This is a genomic window from Serratia nevei (assembly GCF_024160145.1).
Taxonomy (GTDB): Bacteria; Pseudomonadota; Gammaproteobacteria; order Enterobacterales; family Enterobacteriaceae; genus Serratia; species Serratia nevei_A.
Genome location: NZ_JAMYWQ010000013.1, coordinates 86,865 through 105,698 on the forward strand (window position 1 = coordinate 86,865; position 18,834 = coordinate 105,698).

The 18,834-nt window shown below is 61.7% G+C and carries 14 protein-coding genes and 1 other annotated feature; of the genes, 3 read left to right on the forward strand and 11 right to left on the reverse strand.

From position 1 onward, the window contains the following. Positions 1–19 precede the first annotated feature (19 nt). Positions 20–787, forward strand: coding sequence for an AraC family transcriptional regulator (locus tag M6G53_RS11585; protein WP_253331504.1), 768 nt, complete (start codon positions 20–22; stop codon positions 785–787). Positions 788–896: 109 nt separating this feature from the next. On the opposite strand, the gene ushA is transcribed toward M6G53_RS11585, so the two are convergent. Continuing rightward, positions 897–2,549 carry a bifunctional UDP-sugar hydrolase/5'-nucleotidase UshA gene (gene ushA, locus M6G53_RS11590; RefSeq protein WP_253331506.1) on the reverse strand — a complete coding sequence of 551 codons (1,653 nt, stop codon included), beginning with the start codon at positions 2,547–2,549 and terminating at the stop codon, positions 897–899. A gap of 178 nt (positions 2,550–2,727) precedes the next feature. On the opposite strand from ushA, the gene M6G53_RS11595 reads away from it, so the two are divergent. Then, the gene (locus M6G53_RS11595; protein ID WP_253331508.1) at positions 2,728–3,948 is read left to right on the forward strand and encodes an MFS transporter; all 1,221 of its coding nucleotides are present in this window, start codon (positions 2,728–2,730) and stop codon (positions 3,946–3,948) included. Between the two features lie 245 nt (positions 3,949–4,193). After that, positions 4,194–5,885 (forward strand): YbaL family putative K(+) efflux transporter, encoded by a 1,692-nt coding sequence (gene ybaL / locus M6G53_RS11600; protein WP_253331510.1) that lies wholly within the window; start codon positions 4,194–4,196, stop codon positions 5,883–5,885. A 758-nt stretch (positions 5,886–6,643) separates the two neighbouring features. Here the strand turns inward: ybaL and M6G53_RS11605 are convergent. From M6G53_RS11605 to dnaX, 10 genes are all read right to left on the reverse strand, one after another. Continuing rightward, positions 6,644–7,948 carry an inosine/guanosine kinase gene (locus tag M6G53_RS11605; protein WP_253331512.1) on the reverse strand — a complete coding sequence of 435 codons (1,305 nt, stop codon included), beginning with the start codon at positions 7,946–7,948 and terminating at the stop codon, positions 6,644–6,646. A gap of 90 nt (positions 7,949–8,038) precedes the next feature. Further along, positions 8,039–9,001, reverse strand: coding sequence for a ferrochelatase (gene hemH / locus M6G53_RS11610; RefSeq protein ID WP_047025744.1), 963 nt, complete (start codon positions 8,999–9,001; stop codon positions 8,039–8,041). Between the two features lie 119 nt (positions 9,002–9,120). Continuing rightward, a complete protein-coding gene (locus M6G53_RS11615; protein WP_253331520.1) occupies positions 9,121–10,284 on the reverse strand; it encodes a glycerate kinase in 1,164 nt (387 codons plus the stop codon). A gap of 9 nt (positions 10,285–10,293) precedes the next feature. Continuing rightward, a complete protein-coding gene (locus tag M6G53_RS11620; protein ID WP_253331522.1) occupies positions 10,294–11,559 on the reverse strand; it encodes a GntP family permease in 1,266 nt (421 codons plus the stop codon). Positions 11,560–11,678: 119 nt separating this feature from the next. Further along, complete coding sequence (locus M6G53_RS11625) at positions 11,679–12,812, reverse strand: sugar diacid recognition domain-containing protein (RefSeq protein WP_253331524.1); 1,134 nt, start codon at positions 12,810–12,812, stop codon at positions 11,679–11,681. A 166-nt stretch (positions 12,813–12,978) separates the two neighbouring features. Next, complete coding sequence (adk, locus tag M6G53_RS11630; protein ID WP_004940261.1) at positions 12,979–13,623, reverse strand: adenylate kinase; 645 nt, start codon at positions 13,621–13,623, stop codon at positions 12,979–12,981. 202 nt (positions 13,624–13,825) lie between these two features. Then, positions 13,826–15,691, reverse strand: coding sequence for a molecular chaperone HtpG (gene htpG / locus M6G53_RS11635; protein WP_165384402.1), 1,866 nt, complete (start codon positions 15,689–15,691; stop codon positions 13,826–13,828). Between the two features lie 145 nt (positions 15,692–15,836). Beyond that, a complete protein-coding gene (recR, locus tag M6G53_RS11640) occupies positions 15,837–16,442 on the reverse strand; it encodes a recombination mediator RecR (RefSeq protein ID WP_004940263.1) in 606 nt (201 codons plus the stop codon). Next, positions 16,442–16,771: a YbaB/EbfC family nucleoid-associated protein gene (locus M6G53_RS11645; RefSeq protein WP_004940264.1), complete on the reverse strand. Its 330-nt coding sequence runs from the start codon at positions 16,769–16,771 to the stop codon at positions 16,442–16,444. Before M6G53_RS11645 ends, recR begins: the two co-directional genes overlap by 1 nt. 41 nt (positions 16,772–16,812) lie before the next feature. Next, entirely contained in the window at positions 16,813–18,771 is a 1,959-nt protein-coding gene (gene dnaX, locus M6G53_RS11650) for a DNA polymerase III subunit gamma/tau (protein ID WP_253331526.1), read from the reverse strand. Continuing rightward, positions 17,416–17,480: a sequence feature (DnaX frameshifting element), on the reverse strand. Its footprint overlaps the gene before it by 65 nt. Positions 18,772–18,834 lie beyond the last annotated feature (63 nt).

Sequence of the window (18,834 nt, forward strand, 5' to 3'; positions counted from 1 at the left end):
TTACAAAATCGGACATGCTATGGCGTGGCTTCAGGCGCAGGACAGTTTTAATCCGGACACGCTCGACAACGGCGTGCTCGGGATCGCCGCCGAACTGGCGCAGCACGACTCGGGCACGCATTGGCATGACAGGGGCCAGTTGCTGTTCTGTCAGCAAGGCAGCATGCGAATCACGCTCAACCAAAGCATCTGCATGCTGCCGCCGGGCAGAGTGGCCTGGATCCCGCCGCAAGTGGCTCACCGCGTTCAGGTCAACGGCGTCGTCGGTTACCGTTCGCTTTATCTCGACGCCGATCGCTATGCCTGTCTGCCTGCGCAGCTTGCCGTACTGACAGCCTCGCCGCTGCTGCGCGAGGTGTTGGAGCGCATCGCGTTCGCCGCCTTCGACACCGACTGGCAGCATGGGCCTTACGCCAATATTTTGGCGGTCTGCCTGGACGAAATCGCCGCCGCGCCGCGCGAACTGACGTTACTGCCGCTGCCCAGCGACCGGCGCCTGCGCCATCTGGCCAATCTGGACATGCTTCCGCCGCTGCACGAGCTATCGCGCTATAGCGGCGCTTCCGAGAAAACCATCAGCCGGATTTTCCGCCGTGAAACCGGTCTCGGTTATCAGCAGTGGCGTCAGCAATGGCGCCTGATCAAAGCGATAGAGATGCTGGCCGCTGGACTGAGCCAATCCGACGTCGCCGGTCGGCTGGCGTTTTCCAGCGACAGCGCCTTCGCCACTTTTTTCAAGAATATGGTGGGGTGCCCGCCGAGGGCGTATATGGCGAGAAGAAAGTAAGAGGCCGTCTAAAACGGCAACGCCGACAGAAAGCGTTGATGAAGAGGAGAAAAGCGACGGCGGGAACGGCGCCCCCGCGACAAGCGAGAAACGCCGTTCCGTTACGCCTCTATCGATAGACGATCTCGCCCTTAGGTTCGTAGGCTGCTGCATCCAGCGGCGAGTGTTTCTCGATGTACTGCTTCAGCACCTCGGCATCGATAAAGCCGGTGTTGACGTAGCTCGGCAGCCCGTCCAGCTTCGGATAGCCGTCGCCGCCCAACGCGTTGAAGTTTAGCGTCGCCATGCGGTAGGTTTTATCCGCCTGCAGCGGCTGGCCGTTGATCTTCACCTCGCTGACGCCCTTGCCGTCCGCCACCAGGCTGACGTTGGCGAACTGCGCGTAGGCACCGGAATCCGGCTTCATGTTGGCCACCACCGCCAGGTACTGCTCAACCTCGCTGCCTTTCATATCGACATGCACCAGGGTATTGCCGAACGGCTGTACCTTGAGCACGTTTTTGTAGGTGATATCGCCGCTTTCAATGGAATCACGCACCCCACCGCCGCTCATCACCGCGAAATCGGCATCGGCGCGCTCCCTTTGCGCGGCCAACATCACCCGCGCCAGGTTGGTCTGCACGAAGCGTACCTTGCTGCGATCGCCTTCCAGCTTGCCGACAACGCTGCCGATCTTCACGCTCAGCTGCTCCTTGCCCTTCTCCTGGAACGGCGTCAGCAGCTTCATCATGGCCGGATCTTCCGCGATCTGCCGGGTGTAATACACGCGCTCGCTGGTGCCGTCCGCCTTCTCCACTTTCTTCTTCAGGTTCACCGGGATCAGCTGATAATGCACCAGCTTCAGCTCACCGTTGCGGAATTCGAAGTCGGCGCGGCCCACGTATTTGCCCCACTCATGCGCCTGCACAATCCAGGTGCCGTTCTGGCGATCCGGCGAGCACGGCGTGCCCGGCACATAGTCCACCTGCTTACGGTTGTCGCCGGCCATGCACACCGGATCCTGCGAGTGGCCGCCGACGATCATGTCGAGATACCCGGCAGGCAGGCTGCGCGCCATCTCCACGTCGCCCGGCGCGTTGGAGCCGTGTTCGCCGTTGTCATAGTGCCCCATGTGAGTAGCGGCGATGATCACGTCCGGCTTCTCGTCCTTGCGCAATTGCTCCACCACCCGCTTCGCCTCCGGCGCCGGCACGCGGAATTCAATGTCGGTAAAGTACTCCGGGTTACCCATTTTCGCGGTGTCGTCGGTCGTCAGACCGATCACTGCGATCTTGATGCCCTGCTTGTCGAACAAGGCGTAAGGCTTGAACAACCGCTGGCCGGTACTTTTCTGATAGATGTTGGCAGACAGCAGCGGGAAGGTCGCCCATTTCTCCTGCTGGCGCAGTACGCTCAGCGGGTTATCGAATTCGTGGTTGCCGATCGCCATCGCGTCGTAGCCCACCAGGTTCATGCCGCGAAAGTCCGGCTCGGCGTCCTGCAGATCCGATTCCGGCACGCCGGTATTGATATCGCCGCCGGACAGCAGCAGCAGGCTGCCGCCCTGCGCCGCCACTTCCTGACGAATGCCGTCCACCAGCGTTTTCTGCGCCCCCAGGCCGTATTCGCCATGATCGTTCTGCCAGAAGTGACCGTGATGATCGTTGGTGTGCAGAATGGTGATGGCGTAGGTCTTATCCTTTTCCCAGGCACTGGCGGCCCCCGACAGCAACGTCAGGGAAACGGCCAACGCGCATGCGGTGGTTTTCAGCGAAAAACGCATGGCGAATCTCCGTGTATTAAATGGCTTTTATGATGAGGGCGAAATTGTAGCGCGAATTAATGACAGCTGATTTCAAATTTTTGCGATGTGCGTCTGATTATTTCAGATATGGTAAAAATTGAGCGCCCTGCCTAAGATGTCATCTCTGTGCTCAACAACTTATCAGGCTAATAATAATATGACCGACAGTAGCCAAAGCGCGATGCCGCCCGCCAAGGGCAGTACGCTGAAGGGAACCGCCTTCTCCATCCTTGGCGCCATCAGCGTGTCTCACCTGCTCAACGATATGATCCAGTCGCTGATCCTGGCCATTTACCCGCTCCTGCAAGCCGAGTTCCACCTCAGCTTCATGCAGATCGGCATGATTACCCTGACCTATCAGTTGACGGCCTCGCTGCTGCAGCCGCTGATTGGCTATTACACCGATAAACACCCGCAGCCTTACTCGCTGCCGATCGGCATGGGCTTTACCCTGTCCGGCCTGCTGCTGCTGTCGGTGGCGAGCACCTTCCCGCTGGTGCTGCTGGCGGCGGCGCTGGTGGGCACCGGCTCATCGGTCTTCCACCCCGAATCCTCGCGCGTGGCGCGCATGGCCTCCGGCGGCCGGCACGGCCTGGCGCAGTCGCTGTTCCAGGTCGGCGGCAACTTCGGCAGCTCGCTCGGCCCGCTGCTGGCGGCGCTGATCATCGCGCCTTACGGCAAGGGCAACGTCGCCTGGTTCTCGCTGGCGGCGCTGCTGGCGATCGTGGTGTTGCTGCAGGTCAGCAAGTGGTATCAACATCAGCAGCGGGCAACTAAAGGGCAGCCGAAAAACCCGTTGCTGCTGAAACCGCTGCCAAAACGTACCGTGGCCTACTCGATCGGTATCCTGCTGGTGCTGATTTTCTCCAAATACTTCTATCTGGCCAGTATCAGCAGCTATTACACCTTTTATCTGATACATAAGTTCGGCGTTTCGGTGCAGAATGCCCAGATTCACCTGTTTGCCTTCCTGTTCGCTGTGGCAGCCGGAACCATTATCGGCGGGCCTCTCGGCGACAAGATAGGGCGTAAATATGTCATTTGGGGCTCAATTCTCGGTTCAGCGCCGTTTACCCTTGTTTTACCCTATGCATCTCTGTATTGGACCGGCATTTTGACGGTGATCATCGGGGTTATTCTCGCCTCGGCGTTCTCCGCTATCCTGGTCTATGCGCAGGAGCTAATCCCCGGTAAAGTCGGCATGGTTTCCGGCTTATTCTTCGGTTTTGCTTTCGGTATGGGTGGGTTAGGTGCGGCTGTTCTTGGTTATGTCGCCGATTTGACCAGTATTGACTTGGTCTACCAAATCTGTGCTTTCCTACCGCTGATCGGCATTATCACTGCACTACTGCCCAATATGGAGCATAAAGCGCAATAACCCCGCTGACTGCCCGGATGAAATTATTTATTCATCCGGGTTATCCCACGGATAAACCAATGTTATTTGGTTTATCTGACACAAAATCTCCTCATTGCCGCGCCTTAAGTGAAATCCTCTGCTTTTTTACAAAAAAGGCCAAATTAGCCAAGCAAGCCGCGAACAAATGCAATAAACTAAATGTATCTTTTCGTAACTTTGTTGCGTTTCTCCCGTGCCGCGATGCATAGCCAGAAGGAGTATGGATGCATAATTCAACACCGCTCATCACCACCATCGTCGGAGGGTTAGTACTCGCCTTCCTCCTCGGTATGCTGGCGAACCGCCTGCGCATCTCCCCTCTGGTGGGGTATCTGGCCGCAGGGGTGCTCGCCGGCCCGTTCACCCCCGGTTTCGTCGCCGATACCTCACTGGCGCCGGAACTGGCGGAAATCGGCGTTATCCTGTTGATGTTCGGTGTTGGCCTGCACTTCTCTCTGAAAGACCTCCTCGCAGTAAAATCTATCGCCATTCCCGGCGCCGTGGCGCAGATAGCCGTCGCGACCCTGCTCGGCATGGGGCTGTCCAAGCTGCTCGGCTGGGATCTGATCTCCGGCCTGGTGTTCGGCCTCTGCCTCTCCACCGCCAGCACCGTGGTGCTGTTGCGCGCCCTGGAGGAACGGCAGCTGATCGACAGCCAGCGCGGGCAAATCGCCATCGGCTGGCTGATTGTCGAAGATTTGGCGATGGTGCTGACGCTGGTATTGCTGCCGGCCTTCGGCAACATGCTGGGCAACAACAACGCCAGCAGCGGCCAGCTGCTGATGGAGCTGGCGCTGACCATCGGTAAGGTCATCGCCTTCATCGCGCTGATGATCGTAGTCGGCCGCCGCCTGGTGCCGTGGATCCTGTCGAAAACCGCCAGCACCGGCTCGCGTGAGCTGTTCACCCTGGCGGTGTTGGCGCTGGCGCTCGGCATCGCCTACGGCGCGGTGAAGCTGTTCGACGTCTCCTTCGCGCTGGGCGCCTTCTTCGCCGGCATGGTGCTGAACGAGTCCGAACTGAGCCACCGCGCGGCGCACGATACCCTGCCGCTGCGCGACGCGTTTGCGGTGCTGTTCTTCGTTTCGGTCGGCATGCTGTTCGATCCGATGATCGTGATTAACGAACCGCTGGCGGTGCTGGCGACGCTGGCGATCATCGTGTTCGGCAAATCCGCCGCCGCGTTCCTGCTGGTGAAAATGTTCGGCCACTCCAAGCGCACCGCGCTGACCATCTCCGCCAGCCTGGCACAGATCGGCGAGTTCGCCTTTATTCTGGCGGGCCTCGGCATCACGCTGGGCATGATGTCGGAGCATGGCCGCAATCTGGTGCTGGCCGGCGCCATTCTGTCCATCATGCTCAACCCGCTGTTGTTCACCCTGCTTGAGCGCTATCTGGCCAAAAACGAAACCATCGAAGAGCAAATCCTCGAAGAGGCGGTGGAAGAAGAGAAGCAAATCCCGGTGGAAATGTGCAACCACGCGCTGGTGGTCGGCTACGGCCGCGTCGGCAGCCTGCTGGGCGGCAAACTGGCCGAAGCGGGCATCCCGCTGGTAGTGATCGAGAACTCCCGCCCGCGGGTGGAAGCGCTGCGCGAGCAGGGTATCAAGACGGTGCTGGGCAACGCCGCCAATGCGGAAGTGATGGATCTGGCGCGGCTCGACTGCGCGCGCTGGCTGCTGCTGACCATTCCCAACGGCTATGAGGCCGGCGAAATCGTCGCTTCGGCTCGCGCCAAGCGGCCGAACATCGAGATCATCGCCCGCGCCCACTACGACGACGAAGTGGCCTACATCACCGATCGCGGCGCCAACCAGGTGGTGATGGGCGAACGGGAGATCGCCAACAGCATGCTGAACATCCTGCAGCTGGACACCCTGAGCGAAGAAGAAAAAATGGGCGGCTGCCCGATCTGAGGCCCCCCGCGCGCACAAAAAAGGTCCGGCATTGCCGTAATGCTGATCAGTTAGCGTTTTTCTGCAGGCGTTCGTGACATTTTCGGTCGATAAAAGTGAGATGCCCCATGTGGCTCACGTACCTCGACCGAGCCAGGGGCCGAAGGCGCGGCCCCTGGCAACCCGCGCCTTTGCCCTATCAGACGGTTGGCTTTGCCAACTCCCCTCTCTCCGCCATACCGCATTGAGGCCGGTTGCGACAGGCGTCCCTGCCTGTCTCACCTGAAACCGCCGTCCATGGCGGTTTCGCCTAATGCGCTATGCCTGCGTTCGGCGTCTTCAAGGGCGCCCAACACCGCGCTCATCTCCAACTTCTCTACCAGAACCTCATAAGCGACAGATTTCCCGGTAGCAGCCAGCTCAGGTGTTGACCTTGGGCGCGCATCACCGGCTGCCGAGCAAGACGGCGTTGTCAGGGTCAACCGGCCAGGGAAGGCCGGTTGAGGCGAGACTAACAGGGACGTTTGTCGCAGCCGACCCGCCCGACAACGCAGACGCGGCGAGGGTATCCGCGTAGCGGACAGAGGGTGTTAAGCGAAGGCGCGGGTGGAGGGGCCGCGCCATCGGCCCCTCCAATTGCCGTTCATATTGGCCACAGAGAAATGCGGACATTTACGGCAATTCCCCTGCACAGAACGCCTAGAGGCTGGATAAAAAAATGCCACTCAGGCTTAAGTGAACGGCATTACGGCATTGCCGGACCTTTTCTTTTCAGTGGGTTAACGCTCCCAGTAAGACTCTTCCAGGCTGTCTTCCCGCTCCGGCAGGCCGCGGGTGAGGCGCGGCGAATGCTGGTTCAACACCTGGTAGCTGACGCGGTTGGCGTATTTACACACCTGCGCCAGGGAGGAGTAAGTCAGGTAGCTGCGCACGTGCTTGCTGGAATTCGGCACATTGTGGCGGTGGTAGCCGTTGGCGGCGATATCGTGCAGCAGTGCCGACAACGCGCCGTCGCCGGCGCCGTTGGTGTTCATGATCCTCTCCGGGCCGCCCATATAAGGCGCGATGTGCGAATAAACGCGCAGCGGATTTTCACAGTGCTCGCGGCGCATGGCGCGGCTGAACTCGTAGCGGTTGAACTCGGCGATATGCCCCGGCAGCAGCGGGTGCTGGGTCTGGCGCTTGTTGGCTTCTTCGGTGTAGCCCGCCATATACAGGCCGCTAGGCCCGGCGGTGCACAGCACCAGATCCACCCAGTCCAGCGCCATGTCCGAGGCGGTCAACGGATCGCTCAGCCCGGTCAGCTCCAGCGCTTCATCTTCGTTCATCGCCAGAATCGTCACGTTTTCCTTCAGGAAGTCGCGCCACCACTGCGGGTTGTCGGCGATCACGTACTTGGTGCCCAGCGTCAACACCACCGGCACATCGTGCTTTTTGGCGTATTCGATCGCCTGCAGGGTGGCGGCCTTCATCGGCTCCCCTTCCTTGCAGCGCACCAGATAAGAGCTCAGTACCAGCGCCGACGCGCCGGCGATCACCTCTTCAGGAATGCTTTCCGGGCGCAGCTGGTTCATTTGGCCCGGGTTGATGGCGAAGGTGCGCTCGCCGCTTTCGCCAATCAGCGTGAAGCAGCGGCCGATGGCGCCATCAACGCCCTGCAGATAGTTAAGATCGGTACGGCTGGAGGTATTGCACAGGTAACGGTAGGCATAGCTGCCGATTTTCACGTTGCTGCACATCACGCCGAGCAGCACCGAACGATCGTCCGCCAGCACCGAATAGTTGTGCATGGTATTACCGATGGTGCCGCCGGCAAACTGATGGGTAACCAGGTTGTTTTCATTCAGTTCCTGATACAGCGCCTCGGCGACGTCGTCTTCGATCACCAGAGAGTGGCCCAGGCTCAGGCCGTAGCGCTGGACAAAAGCGTCGTCCACCTTCGCCTCGATATCCACCAGCGTCTGATCGATGCCGACGATATACGAGGTGCTGATTTCACTTTCGGGCTGGGCCTGCTGCAGAAGCGGATCGCGGGCGCTCACCGGGAAATAGTGTTTGGACTTGCGTTTACCAGGAAATTTCATGTGATTGGCGGTGGTGACGGTTTAACAAGCGGAGAATGTTAACACATCCCCGCCCGATCACGATGCATCTAATATACAGATTATGGATGATTACAGGCGCTGCGCCACCAGCTGCTGCATCATATCGATATGCGCCGGCTCGTCGTTCAACGCCGAGATATATTCAAACTTCTCGCCGCCGGCCTTGAGGAAGATCTCGCGGTTCTGTTCTTTGATCTCTTCCAGCGTTTCCAGGCAGTCCGCCGAGAAACCGGGGCAAATCAGCTGAATGTGCTTCACGCCCTGCGCCGGCAGCCCCTTCAGTGTCTCATCGGTGTACGGCGTCAGCCACGGCTCGCGGCCGAAGCGCGATTGGTACGTCATCATCACTCTTTCCGGCGCCAGCGGCAGCGTGGCGCTCAGCGCCCGCAGGGTGTCCTCGCAGCGCTGCGGGTAGTCGTCGCCCAGGCGCGCATAGCGTTTGGGAATGCCGTGGAACGACAGCACCAGCCGATCCGGCTGGCCGTGCTCGGCGAACGAGCGCGCCACGCTTTGCTGCAGCGCGGCGATGTAGGCCGGGTGTTCGGCGTAATCGCGGATGAAGGCCACCGACGGCAAACGGCGATAGCCTTTCAGCACCCGCGCCACGCCGTCCCACACCGCCGCGCTGGTGGAACAGGAATATTGCGGATAGAGCGGCAACACCACCAGGTTGGTCACGCCCTGCGCCAGCAGCTTGTCGATGGCTTCCGCCAGGCTCGGCGACCCGTAGCTCATGCCCAGCTCCACCGGCGTATTCGGCATGCGCGCCGCCAGCGCCCGCTGTTGGCGGCGGCTGTACACCAGCAGCGGCGAGCCCTCTTCCATCCACACCGACTGATACAGCTTCGCCACGCGCGGCGAACGAATAGGCAGGATCGCGCCGTTGAGGATTGGCCACCAGATCAGCGGCGCCGTGTCGACCACGCGATCGTCACTGAGGAATTCCTTCAGATAGCGTTTAACCGCCGACGAGGTCGGCGCATCTGGTGTGCCCAGGTTCACCAGCAATACGCCGTGTTTCTCTTGCTTCATCTCAGTTCCCCTCATTTCCTTTCCGGCCGGCATTCCGTTCTGGGTCGGGATGTCAGCAGCCATTAATGCCGGCTATTGTAACGGAAAAGTCCTGCGTCGAAACCGATAACAGCAACAGGCTATGCCTGTGGGCCTTCCCTTTGCGCCAGTTGCCACACCGCCGCCACGTTGCGCGCCGTCACCTGCAGATTGCGATCGGCGTCCGCCAGCGCTTCTTCCAGCGTCACGATGCGGTCGAGCACCGAAAACGCCGCGTCGATGCCGTGTTGATGCACCACCTGGTAATCCGGCGTCAGGCTGCCGGCGATGGCAATCACCGGCACGCCGTGGCGCTTGGCCACCCGCGCCACGCCGATCGGCGTTTTGCCGTGGATCGACTGGCTGTCCAGCCGCCCTTCGCCGGTGATCACCAGATCGGCATCGCGCACCGCCTCCTCCAGGCGCAAGGTTTCGGTAACGATCTCGATGCCCGGCCGCAAGCGCGCGCTGAGCATGCCGAGCAGCGCCGCCCCCATGCCGCCCGCCGCACCCGCCCCCGGCTGGGTGAGCACCGCGCGGCCGGTTTCCCGTTCCAGCAGCTCACCATAGTGATGCAGCGCCGCATCGAGCTGCGCCACCATCTCCGGCGTCGCCCCCTTCTGCGGCCCGAACACCGCCGAGGCGCCCTTTTCGCCGCACAGCGGGTTATCGACGTCGCAGGCGGCGGTTACACTCACCCGTTGCCAACGCGCATCCAGCCCGGTGAGATCGAGCTGCGCCAGCTGCGCCAGGGCCGCCCCGCCCACCGGCAGCGGCCGGCGATCCTTATCCAGCAGCTTCACGCCCAGCGCCTGCATCATCCCGGCGCCGCCGTCGTTGGTGGCGCTACCGCCGATGCCGAGAATGATCGCCTTCACGCCACGCTCCAGCGCCGCCAGCATCAGTTCACCGGTGCCATAACTGGTGGTGATACGCGGATCGCGCCGGCCGGGCGGCGCCAGATGCAGCCCTGAGGCGGCGGCCATTTCAATCACCGCGGTTTCGCCGTCGCCCAGCAGGCCATAGAACCCCTGCACCGGCTCCCCCAACGGCCCGGTGACCGTCACCTGGACGATTTCGCCGCCGGTGGCCGCTACCATCGACTCCACCGTGCCTTCGCCGCCGTCCGCCATCGGCAGCTTCACGTAGTGCGCCTGCGGATAAATTTGGCGGAATCCCCGCTCGATGGCGTCGGCAACGCCGAGCGCGCTCAGGCTCTCTTTGAAAGAATCCGGGGCAATAACCACTTTTTTCAGCGTTTTCATCACTGTTCCTTATCCCGCCAGGTTAAATACGCCAAACATCAGCGCCGAGATTGCCGCGATGGTGAATCCCACCAGCGTTTCATACGGCAACAGCTTCAGCCGCTCGTGCACCGCCATAGTGACGCTGCCGCCGGTGGCGTGGAAGAAGCTGCCGTGCGGCAGGTGATCCAGCACCGTGGCGCCCGCATGGATCATCGCCGCGCCGGCCAGCCCGCTCACGCCCAGCTCGAGCAGCGTGGAACTGAACACCCCGGACGCCACGGCGGTGCCGGCGGTGGTCGATGCGGTCGCCATCGACATCAGTGCGCCGGACAGCGGCGCCAGCAGCCAGGCCGGCAGCCCGGTGTGCGTTAAGCCGTTAATCAAGACATCCTTCAGCGCCGAGTTGGCGATAATGCCCGCCAGCGTGCCGGTGCCGAGCAGCATGATCGCCACCGGCGCCATGCGCGACAGCCCGGAGACCATAAACTGATTGCACTGGCGGATGCGCCCCATCAGCAGCGCGCCCGCCAAGCCACCGGCCGGCAGCGCGATCAGCGGATCGACGGCGATACCGGCGATCGGCCGCAGCGACAGCAGCAGGATCGCCACCAGCGGCGCGCTGATCGCCGCAGCGAAGCCCGGCCGCTCCCCTTCGGCATGCTGCGTCAGCTCTTCGGCCATCACTTTGCTGCCTTTATCGCTCAGGCGACGCGCCAGCAGATAGGCCACCACCAGGCCGCACAGTCCCGGCACGATGCCGGCCATCATCACCGAAGTGAGCGGCACGTGGAAGTTGTCCGCCGCCGCGATGGTGTTCGGGTTGGGCGACATCACGTTGCCGGCCTTGCCGCCGCCGATCATCGCCAGCAGGATCGCCGCGCGCGAAATGCCGGCCTTCTGGGCGATCGACAGCGCGATCGGTGCGACGGTGATCACCGCCACGTCGATAAATACCCCCACCGCCGTCAGGATCAGTGTAGCCACCGCCAGCGCCAGCAGCGCGCGGGTTTCGCCCACCTTGCGCACGATGGTTTCGGCGATGGTGTGTGCCGCGCCGGATTCGATCAGCACCCCGGCCAGCACCCCCGCCGCCAGAATGCGCATCACGGCGTTGGTGATGCCCTGCGCCCCGCCGATCATCAGCGTTACGGTCTGCACCAGGTCGGCGCCGCCGCACAGCCCACCCGCCAGCGCGCCGGCGATCATGCCGTAAGCCGGTGGCACCTTGCGTAGAATCAGGACGATGGCGACGGCTAACGCCACCAGCGCCCCCAGAGTGGATACGGTTGTCATTGTTGTTTTCTCCGTGGTTGATGTGCTGGCCAACATATCCCGCGCGCCCGGCGTTGGCCTGAGGGGAAACCACAAAAAATCGCCGGGGGAACGGCGTGGAATTTGTGGGTTGGCACAACTCAGTCGTGCATCAGCATGCCGATATACAACCGCAGAGCGTCGGTTAATTGATTGATTTTCATGCCGGTTATCGCTTCGATGCGCTGCAGGCGATAGCGCAAGGTATTGACGTGGATATGCAGCTGCGCGGCGGTCTGCGTCTGATCACAATTCTGCGAAAAATAGTGGCGCAGCGTGCCGCGCAACACGCCCTTTTCGTCCTGTTCGCCCAGCGTCCGCCAGGGGCGCCCCAGCTCCTGCGCGCGCCAGTCCTCCCCCAGATCGCACAGCAGCGACGGCAGCGGGTAGTCGTGGTAGAACAGCGTGGCATGACGCAGTTTCAGGCGCTGCGCCATCGCCTGGGTGGCGCGCGCCGTCAGGCTGGAACGGTAGGCGCTTTGCGGATCGTCATAAAAACCGCCGACGATCAAGCGCACCCGAAAGCGGTGTTTGAGTTGGTTTTGCAAACGCTGCGCCTGCTGGCGTTCCAGCTTCAGGCTCCATTCGCCCTGCGCCATACAGGCCGGGCGCAGCAGGGTCATTTCATTGAAGCCGGTAATGGCGATCAACGCATCGCGCTGGGTGGCCTCCAGCTCCGCCAGCAGCTCGCGCAGCAGGTGCGGCTGCGCCTCTTGCAGCTCGACGATCCACACGATGCGCGCCTGGCGCAGATCCAATCCCAGATAGGCCGCCATCGCCGCCAGCGACGCGGTGTTCGGCTGCGGCTGCAGCAGCTGGTTCGCCAGCTCTTCCCGGTAGCGTTTTTCCCACTGGTGCTGATCCAGCAGCGCCGCCTGCTCCACCATCATCTCCGCCGCCATCTTCACCAGCTCGGCGTAGGCGCGCACCTCGGCCGGTTCGCCGGAGATGCCGATCACCCCCACCCGCTGGTTGCGAAAGCTGAACGGCAGATTGATGCCGGGCCGCACGCCCTTCAGGTGCTCGGCCGTGGCGCGATCGATTTCCACCACCCGATTCTCCGCCAGCGCCAGCACCGCGCCTTCATGGCGCTGGAACAGGCGCTGCGGGTTGCCGGAGGCGATGATCACGCCGTTGCTGTCCATCACGTTGACGGAATGGCTGATGATGCCCATCGCCCGCTGGACGATCTGGCGCGCGGTGGCTTCCGCCAGAAGATGGGTTTGTCTGAGCATGCCCGGCTCCCTGCTGAGGATGAAAACGCAGGCTTGTTATACGCCATTTGGCACGGACGATTAATGGGCACGGCCGCAACAAGCCGCCGCGATCACAATTTGGCGGGAAAACGGCAAAAAAAAACGCCGGGCCACAGGCCCGGCGTCATGCACAATCCGCTTGCGATCAACCGAGGATGGTCGCCAGCTCTGCGCTCACTTCGGCAACCTTGCGGGTGCCGTCGATTTTGCGGTATTGGGTGTTGCCCGCTGCCGCTTCTTTGCTGTAGTAAGAGATCAGCGGCGCGGTCATCTGATGGTATTCCACCAGGCGCTTGCGCACGGTCTCTTCCTGATCGTCCTTGCGCGTGGTCAGCTCTTCGCCGGTCACGTCGTCTTTACCTTCCACCTGCGGCGGATTGAACTTCACGTGGTATACGCGGCCGGACGGCGCGTGCACGCGGCGGCCAACGATGCGGTCAACGATCAGCTCGTCCGGCACGTCGAACTCCAGCACGAAGTCCACGTTGATGCCGGCTTCTTTCATCGCGTCAGCCTGCGGAATGGTGCGTGGGAAACCGTCCAGCAGGAAGCCCTTGCGGCAATCTTCCTGAGCGATGCGCTCTTTGACCAGCGCGATCACCAGCTCATCGGTCACCAGCTTGCCGGCGTCCATGATCTCTTTCGCCTGCTTGCCCAGTTCACTGCCGGCCTTCACGGCTGCGCGCAACATATCACCGGTGGAGATTTGCGGAATGCCGTATTTCTCCATGATGAATTGAGCCTGAGTACCTTTACCAGCGCCCGGAGCGCCCAGCAGAATGATACGCATTGCGTAAATCCCCTTGCTATGTAGTTTTTATAAAATTGCGAAAACGCTCAACGATACCATTTCAGGGGGGGCAGGCTCAAGGCGCGCGAAGGAAATCGATTGCGGAATGTGCAAAAAAACGGATGAACAAAAGGCGAGAAAAAGCGGGGAAAAACCGGCAATGCGCCCCTAACGGTGCCGTTAAGGGCGCATACATTCAACTTCAGGCGGACAGCAACTTATTCATGCGACGGATGAACAGGTTCGGATCCTCCAGCGTGCCGCGTTCAGCCAGCAGCGCCTGATCCAATAACAGGTCGATCCACTCGGCGAAATGTTCGTTATCGCCCACGTCGGATGCGCGTTTGACCAGCGCATGTTCCGGATTAAGTTCGAAAATGTACTTCACTTCCGGCGCCTGCTGGCCGGCGGCGGCGAACAGCTTGGCCATCTGGGTGCTCATTTCGTCGGCGTCGGTTACCACGATCGCCGGCGTATCGGTCAGGCGGTGCGTCAGGCGCACATCCTTCACGCGCTCGCCCAGCAGGGTTTTCACGCGTTCGATGAACGGTTCCAGCTGTTTCTCGGCGGCCTTCTGCTCTTCGGTTTCATCCGCCAGTTTATCCAGCGCTTCATCCGCTTTGCTGACCGACTGGAACGGCTTGCCGTCGAACTCGGTCAGGTAGCTCATCATCCACTCGTCGATGCGATCGGACAGCAACAGCACTTCGATGCCTTTCTTGCGGAACAGCTCCAGGTGCGGGCTGCTCTTGGCGGCGGCGTAGCTGTCGGCGGTGATGTAGTAAATCTTCTCCTGCCCTTCCGCCATGCGGCCGACGTACTCTTCCAGCGACACGGTCTGCGCCGAACTGTCGCCGTGGGTGGAGGCAAAGCGCAGCAGTTTGGCGATCGCTTCCTGGTTGCCGTTGTCTTCCGCCGGGCCCTCTTTCAGCACCAGACCGAACTGCTGCCAGAATTTCTGGTAGCCTTCGGCGTCGTCTTTGGCCAGCTTATCCAGCATCTGCAGCACGCGCTTGGTCAGCGCGCCGCGCAGGTTTTGCGTCACGCGGCTGTCTTGCAGGATCTCGCGCGACACGTTCAGCGGCAGATCGTTGGAATCGATCAGGCCGCGCACGAAACGCAGGTAGTTCGGCATGAACTGCTCGGCATCGTCCATGATGAACACGCGCTGCACGTACAGCTTCAGGCCGTGCTTGTGATCGCGGTTCCACATGTCCCATGGCGCCTGCGCCGGGATATACAGCAGGCTGGTGTACTCCTGCTTGCCTTCCACCCGGTTGTGGCTCCAGCTCAGCGGATCGGTGAAGTCGTGGGCGATGTGCTTGTAGAACTCTTTGTACTCTTCGTCGGTCACGTCAGCCTTGCTGCGGGTCCACAGGGCCTGCGCCTTGTTGATCTTCTCCCAGGTGACGGTGTCGTCTTCTTCGTTTTTGCTTTCGATCTCCACCGGCAAGGCGATGTGATCGGAATATTTGCCGATCACCGAGCGCAGGCGCCAGGCGTCGAGGTACTCATCTTCGCCTTCGCGCAGATGCAGGGTGATTTCGGTGCCGCGGGTCTCTTTGGTGATGTCGGCGATGGTGTAGTCGCCTTCGCCGGCGGACTCCCAGAACACGCCTTCGTCATCGGCGGCGCCGGCGGCGCGGGTACGCACGGTCACTTTGTCCGCCACGATGAACGCCGAGTAGAAACCGACGCCGAACTGACCGATCAGCTGGCTGTCTTTCGCCTGGTCGGAGCCGATGGACTCCAGGAACGCTTTGGTGCCGGACTTGGCGATGGTGCCAAGGTTTTCGATCACTTCTTCGCGGCGCATGCCGATGCCGTTGTCGGCAATGGTCAGGGTGCGCTGCTCTTTATCGAAAGACAAGCGTACGCGCAGCTCGCCGTCGCCGGCGTACAGCTCTGGCGCGGACAGGGCGCGGAAGCGCAGCTTGTCGGCGGCGTCAGAGGCGTTGGAAATCAGCTCGCGCAGGAAAATTTCTTTGTTGGAGTACAGCGAATGGATCATCAAATGAAGCAGCTGTTTTACTTCAGACTGGAACCCGCGGGTTTCTTGACCTTTCATACTCATTGATTACCTCAAAAGACAATGGCTACCAAAATCGGACAATAAGGATCAGATGAGGGTCAGGGTCTTGTTTTTCAAGCGGACGGCGGGAGATTTTTGGCAAAAAAAAAGACGGGGCCGAATGGCCCCGTCCGGGAAAACATCAGAACTTGATGGCGTGACGCCCGGCCAGCGAATGCGACAGCGTGGTGCCGTCGACCATTTCCAGCTCGCCGCCCACCGGCACGCCGTGGGCGATACGGCTGGCGAGCACGCCATACTGGCCGCACATCTCGGCGATATAGTTGGCGGTCGCTTCCCCTTCCACCGTCGGGTTGGTGGCGAGGATCACTTCGGTGATGCTTTCCTTTTCCAGCCGTTGCTCCAGGCGATCCAGACCGATATCGCCCGGCCCGATGCCGTCCAGCGGCGACAGATGGCCCATCAGCACAAAGTAGCGCCCGGCGAACTGGCCGGTCTGCTCGATGGCGTGGATATCCGCCGGGCTTTCCACCACGCAAATCTGGCCATTTTGCTGACGACGCGGATTGGCGCAGATGGTGCAAACGTCCTGCTCAGTGAAGGTGCGGCAATCGGCGCAGTGGCCGATCTCCGACATCGCGCGCGTCAACGCCTGCGCCAGGCGCATGCCGCCGCTGCGATCGCGCTGCAGCAGCTGAAACGCCATGCGCTGCGCCGACTTCGGGCCAACGCCCGGCAGGCAGCGCAGTGCCTCCATCAGGGATTCAAGGAGCGGGCTGGTTTGCATCAGAACGGCATCTTGAAGCCAGGCGGCAACTGCATGCCGCTGGAGACGGAAGCCATTTTCTCTTTTTGGGTCTCTTCGATGCGGCGCGCGGCGTCGTTAAACGCGGCGGCGATCAGATCTTCCAGCATCTCTTTGTCGTCTTCCATCAGGCTAGGATCGATCTCCACGCGGCGGCAGTTGTGCGCGCCGTTGATGGTGACTTTCACCAGGCCCGCGCCAGATTCGCCGGTCACTTCCAATTTGGCGACTTCTTCCTGCATCTGCTGCATTTTTTCTTGCATTTGCTGGGCTTGCTTCATCAGGTTGCCCAGACCGCCTTTACCAAACATAGTCGTCTCTCGTCGCTAGGGCCGCGCACCTCGCGCGGCGTTTAAAGGGGGCGGATACTCTCTTCATCCAGATCCGCGTCGAAGAACCGGCACAGCGTCTGAATATGGGTATCCGCAACGATGGACTGGCGCGCCTGCGCCAGCTTTTCTTCATAGATGGCTTGTCGCCACTCCAGCGGGGTGCGCTCCGCCGGATTATCGTCCTCTATCACGGTCAGCTCGATCGGGCTGCCGTACAGCTCCCCGAGCGCTTCGGCCAACGTCTTCTGCGCCGAAGGCGAATTCAGATGACGCTGCGAAGACCGCAGATGGAGGCAAATCTTGCCCGCTTCCGGCTGCTGCTTGAAGGCGTTCAACGCCAACTGCTGTACCAGTTTCGGGATCTTCAGCCTGTCGATTTCCGCCGCCCAGGCGTCGCGCTCCAGCGACTCCACCACCAGCTTGGCGGCCAGCTCCGGCGTTTTCTCGTGCTCCAACGCCGTGCGCAGCGCTTTCGGCGTCGCCAGCGGTTCCGGCGCCGCTTCCGGCTCGGTCTGCGCGCGCCAGCGATAGGCTTCCGGCTTGGCCGGTTTTTCCGGCACCTTCTTCTCTGCCAGACGCTGCTGGCTACGCTCGGTCACGGAAGCCAAACGCCCCAGCGCCGAGTTTGCCGGCCGCGCTATTCCTGGCGCCGCCGGCTCATTCTTTTTTGGTGTGGATGCTCCCTGCTGCCGCTGCAGCTGGGACCGCGCTTTCAACAGCTGGGCGGTGGCATCCGGTAATGGGGTCGATGATGGTCGCGCTGACGCGGCCGGCTGCCCTAGCGGCGGCGGCGCGTCCTGAAACTGCGGCGGCTGTTGCGATGCGGCGGCCTGCGGCTGTGCCATCGGCGCCGGCGCGGTCTGCACCAACGCCACCGGCTCCGGGATCACCGCTTTCGGGTGAAACGCCAGCGCGCGCAGCAGGGTCATCTCAACCCCCATGCGGCGATCCGGCGCATAGGCCAGCTCTTTGCGGCCCACCAGCAGCGTCTGGTAGTAAAGTTGCACATCGGCCGGCGGCAAAGTGCGCGCCAGCTCGCGCAGCCGTTGTTCCACGGCGGCGTAGTGGTTGTCGAGCATCGAAGGCAGCAGCTGCACCATCGCAATGCGGTGCAGCAACGCCAGCGTCTCCACCAACAGGTTTTCCCAGTCCACGCCGCGCGAAGCGGCCTGTGCAACCTGCGCCATCACCTTTTCGCCGTCGGCGCTGACCAGCGCTTCGAGGATCGCCAGCGGCTGCTCGTCATCCAGCGTGCCGAGCATCTGGCTGACGGTGGCGGCGGTCACCTGCCCCTGCCCCATGGCGATCGCCTGATCGGTCAGGCTCAGCGCATCGCGCATGCTGCCGTCGGCGGCGCGCGCCAGCAGCTGCAGCGCACGGGCGTCGCTGGTGATCTGCTCCGCCGTCAGCACCGTTTCCAGCTGCTGGCGGATCTGATCGACGTCCAGCGCCTTGAGGTGGAACTGCAGACAGCGCGAGAGAATGGTCACCGGCAGCTTTTGCGGATCGGTAGTGGCCAGCAGGAATTTGACGTGCGGCGGCGGCTCTTCCAGCGTCTTCAGCAACGCGTTGAAGCTGTGGCGCGAGAGCATGTGCACTTCGTCGATCAGGTAGACCTTGAAGCGGCCGCGCGCCGGCGCGTACTGGACGTTGTCCAGCAGATCGCGGGTATCTTCCACCTTGGTTCGCGAAGCGGCGTCGATCTCGATCAGATCGACGAAGCGCCCCTGCTCGATCTCGCGGCAGTTGTCGCATTGGCCGCACGGCGTGGCGGTGATGCCGGTTTCACAGTTCAGGCCTTTGGCCAGCAGGCGCGCGATGGTGGTTTTCCCCACGCCGCGGGTGCCCGAGAACAGATAGGCGTGATGGATCCGCCCCAGCGAGAGGCCGTTGGCCAGCGCGGTCAGGACATGTTCCTGGCCGACCACGTCTGCGAACGTTTGAGGGCGCCACTTACGGGCGAGAACCTGATAGCTCATTAATACCGGAGAAGTCGAGGAATCTGGAGGGTCATGCTAACACAGCCCCGCGGCGATCCGCGA

Excerpts from the sequence above, each read along its gene's own strand:
- hemH (WP_047025744.1), bottom strand. The coding sequence starts at position 9,001 with ATGAAGCAAGAGAAACACGGCGTATTGCTGGTGAACCTGGGCACACCA.
- ushA (WP_253331506.1), bottom strand. The coding sequence starts at position 2,549 with ATGCGTTTTTCGCTGAAAACCACCGCATGCGCGTTGGCCGTTTCCCTG.
- recR (WP_004940263.1), bottom strand. The coding sequence starts at position 16,442 with ATGCAAACCAGCCCGCTCCTTGAATCCCTGATGGAGGCACTGCGCTGC.
- dnaX (WP_253331526.1), bottom strand. The coding sequence starts at position 18,771 with ATGAGCTATCAGGTTCTCGCCCGTAAGTGGCGCCCTCAAACGTTCGCA.
- M6G53_RS11620 (WP_253331522.1), bottom strand. The coding sequence starts at position 11,559 with ATGACAACCGTATCCACTCTGGGGGCGCTGGTGGCGTTAGCCGTCGCC.
- M6G53_RS11625 (WP_253331524.1), bottom strand. The coding sequence starts at position 12,812 with ATGCTCAGACAAACCCATCTTCTGGCGGAAGCCACCGCGCGCCAGATC.
- M6G53_RS11605 (WP_253331512.1), bottom strand. The coding sequence starts at position 7,948 with ATGAAATTTCCTGGTAAACGCAAGTCCAAACACTATTTCCCGGTGAGC.
- M6G53_RS11585 (WP_253331504.1), top strand. The coding sequence starts at position 20 with ATGGCGTGGCTTCAGGCGCAGGACAGTTTTAATCCGGACACGCTCGAC.
- M6G53_RS11615 (WP_253331520.1), bottom strand. The coding sequence starts at position 10,284 with ATGAAAACGCTGAAAAAAGTGGTTATTGCCCCGGATTCTTTCAAAGAG.
- M6G53_RS11595 (WP_253331508.1), top strand. The coding sequence starts at position 2,728 with ATGACCGACAGTAGCCAAAGCGCGATGCCGCCCGCCAAGGGCAGTACG.
- ybaL (WP_253331510.1), top strand. The coding sequence starts at position 4,194 with ATGCATAATTCAACACCGCTCATCACCACCATCGTCGGAGGGTTAGTA.
- htpG (WP_165384402.1), bottom strand. The coding sequence starts at position 15,691 with ATGAAAGGTCAAGAAACCCGCGGGTTCCAGTCTGAAGTAAAACAGCTG.
- adk (WP_004940261.1), bottom strand. The coding sequence starts at position 13,623 with ATGCGTATCATTCTGCTGGGCGCTCCGGGCGCTGGTAAAGGTACTCAG.
- M6G53_RS11645 (WP_004940264.1), bottom strand. The coding sequence starts at position 16,771 with ATGTTTGGTAAAGGCGGTCTGGGCAACCTGATGAAGCAAGCCCAGCAA.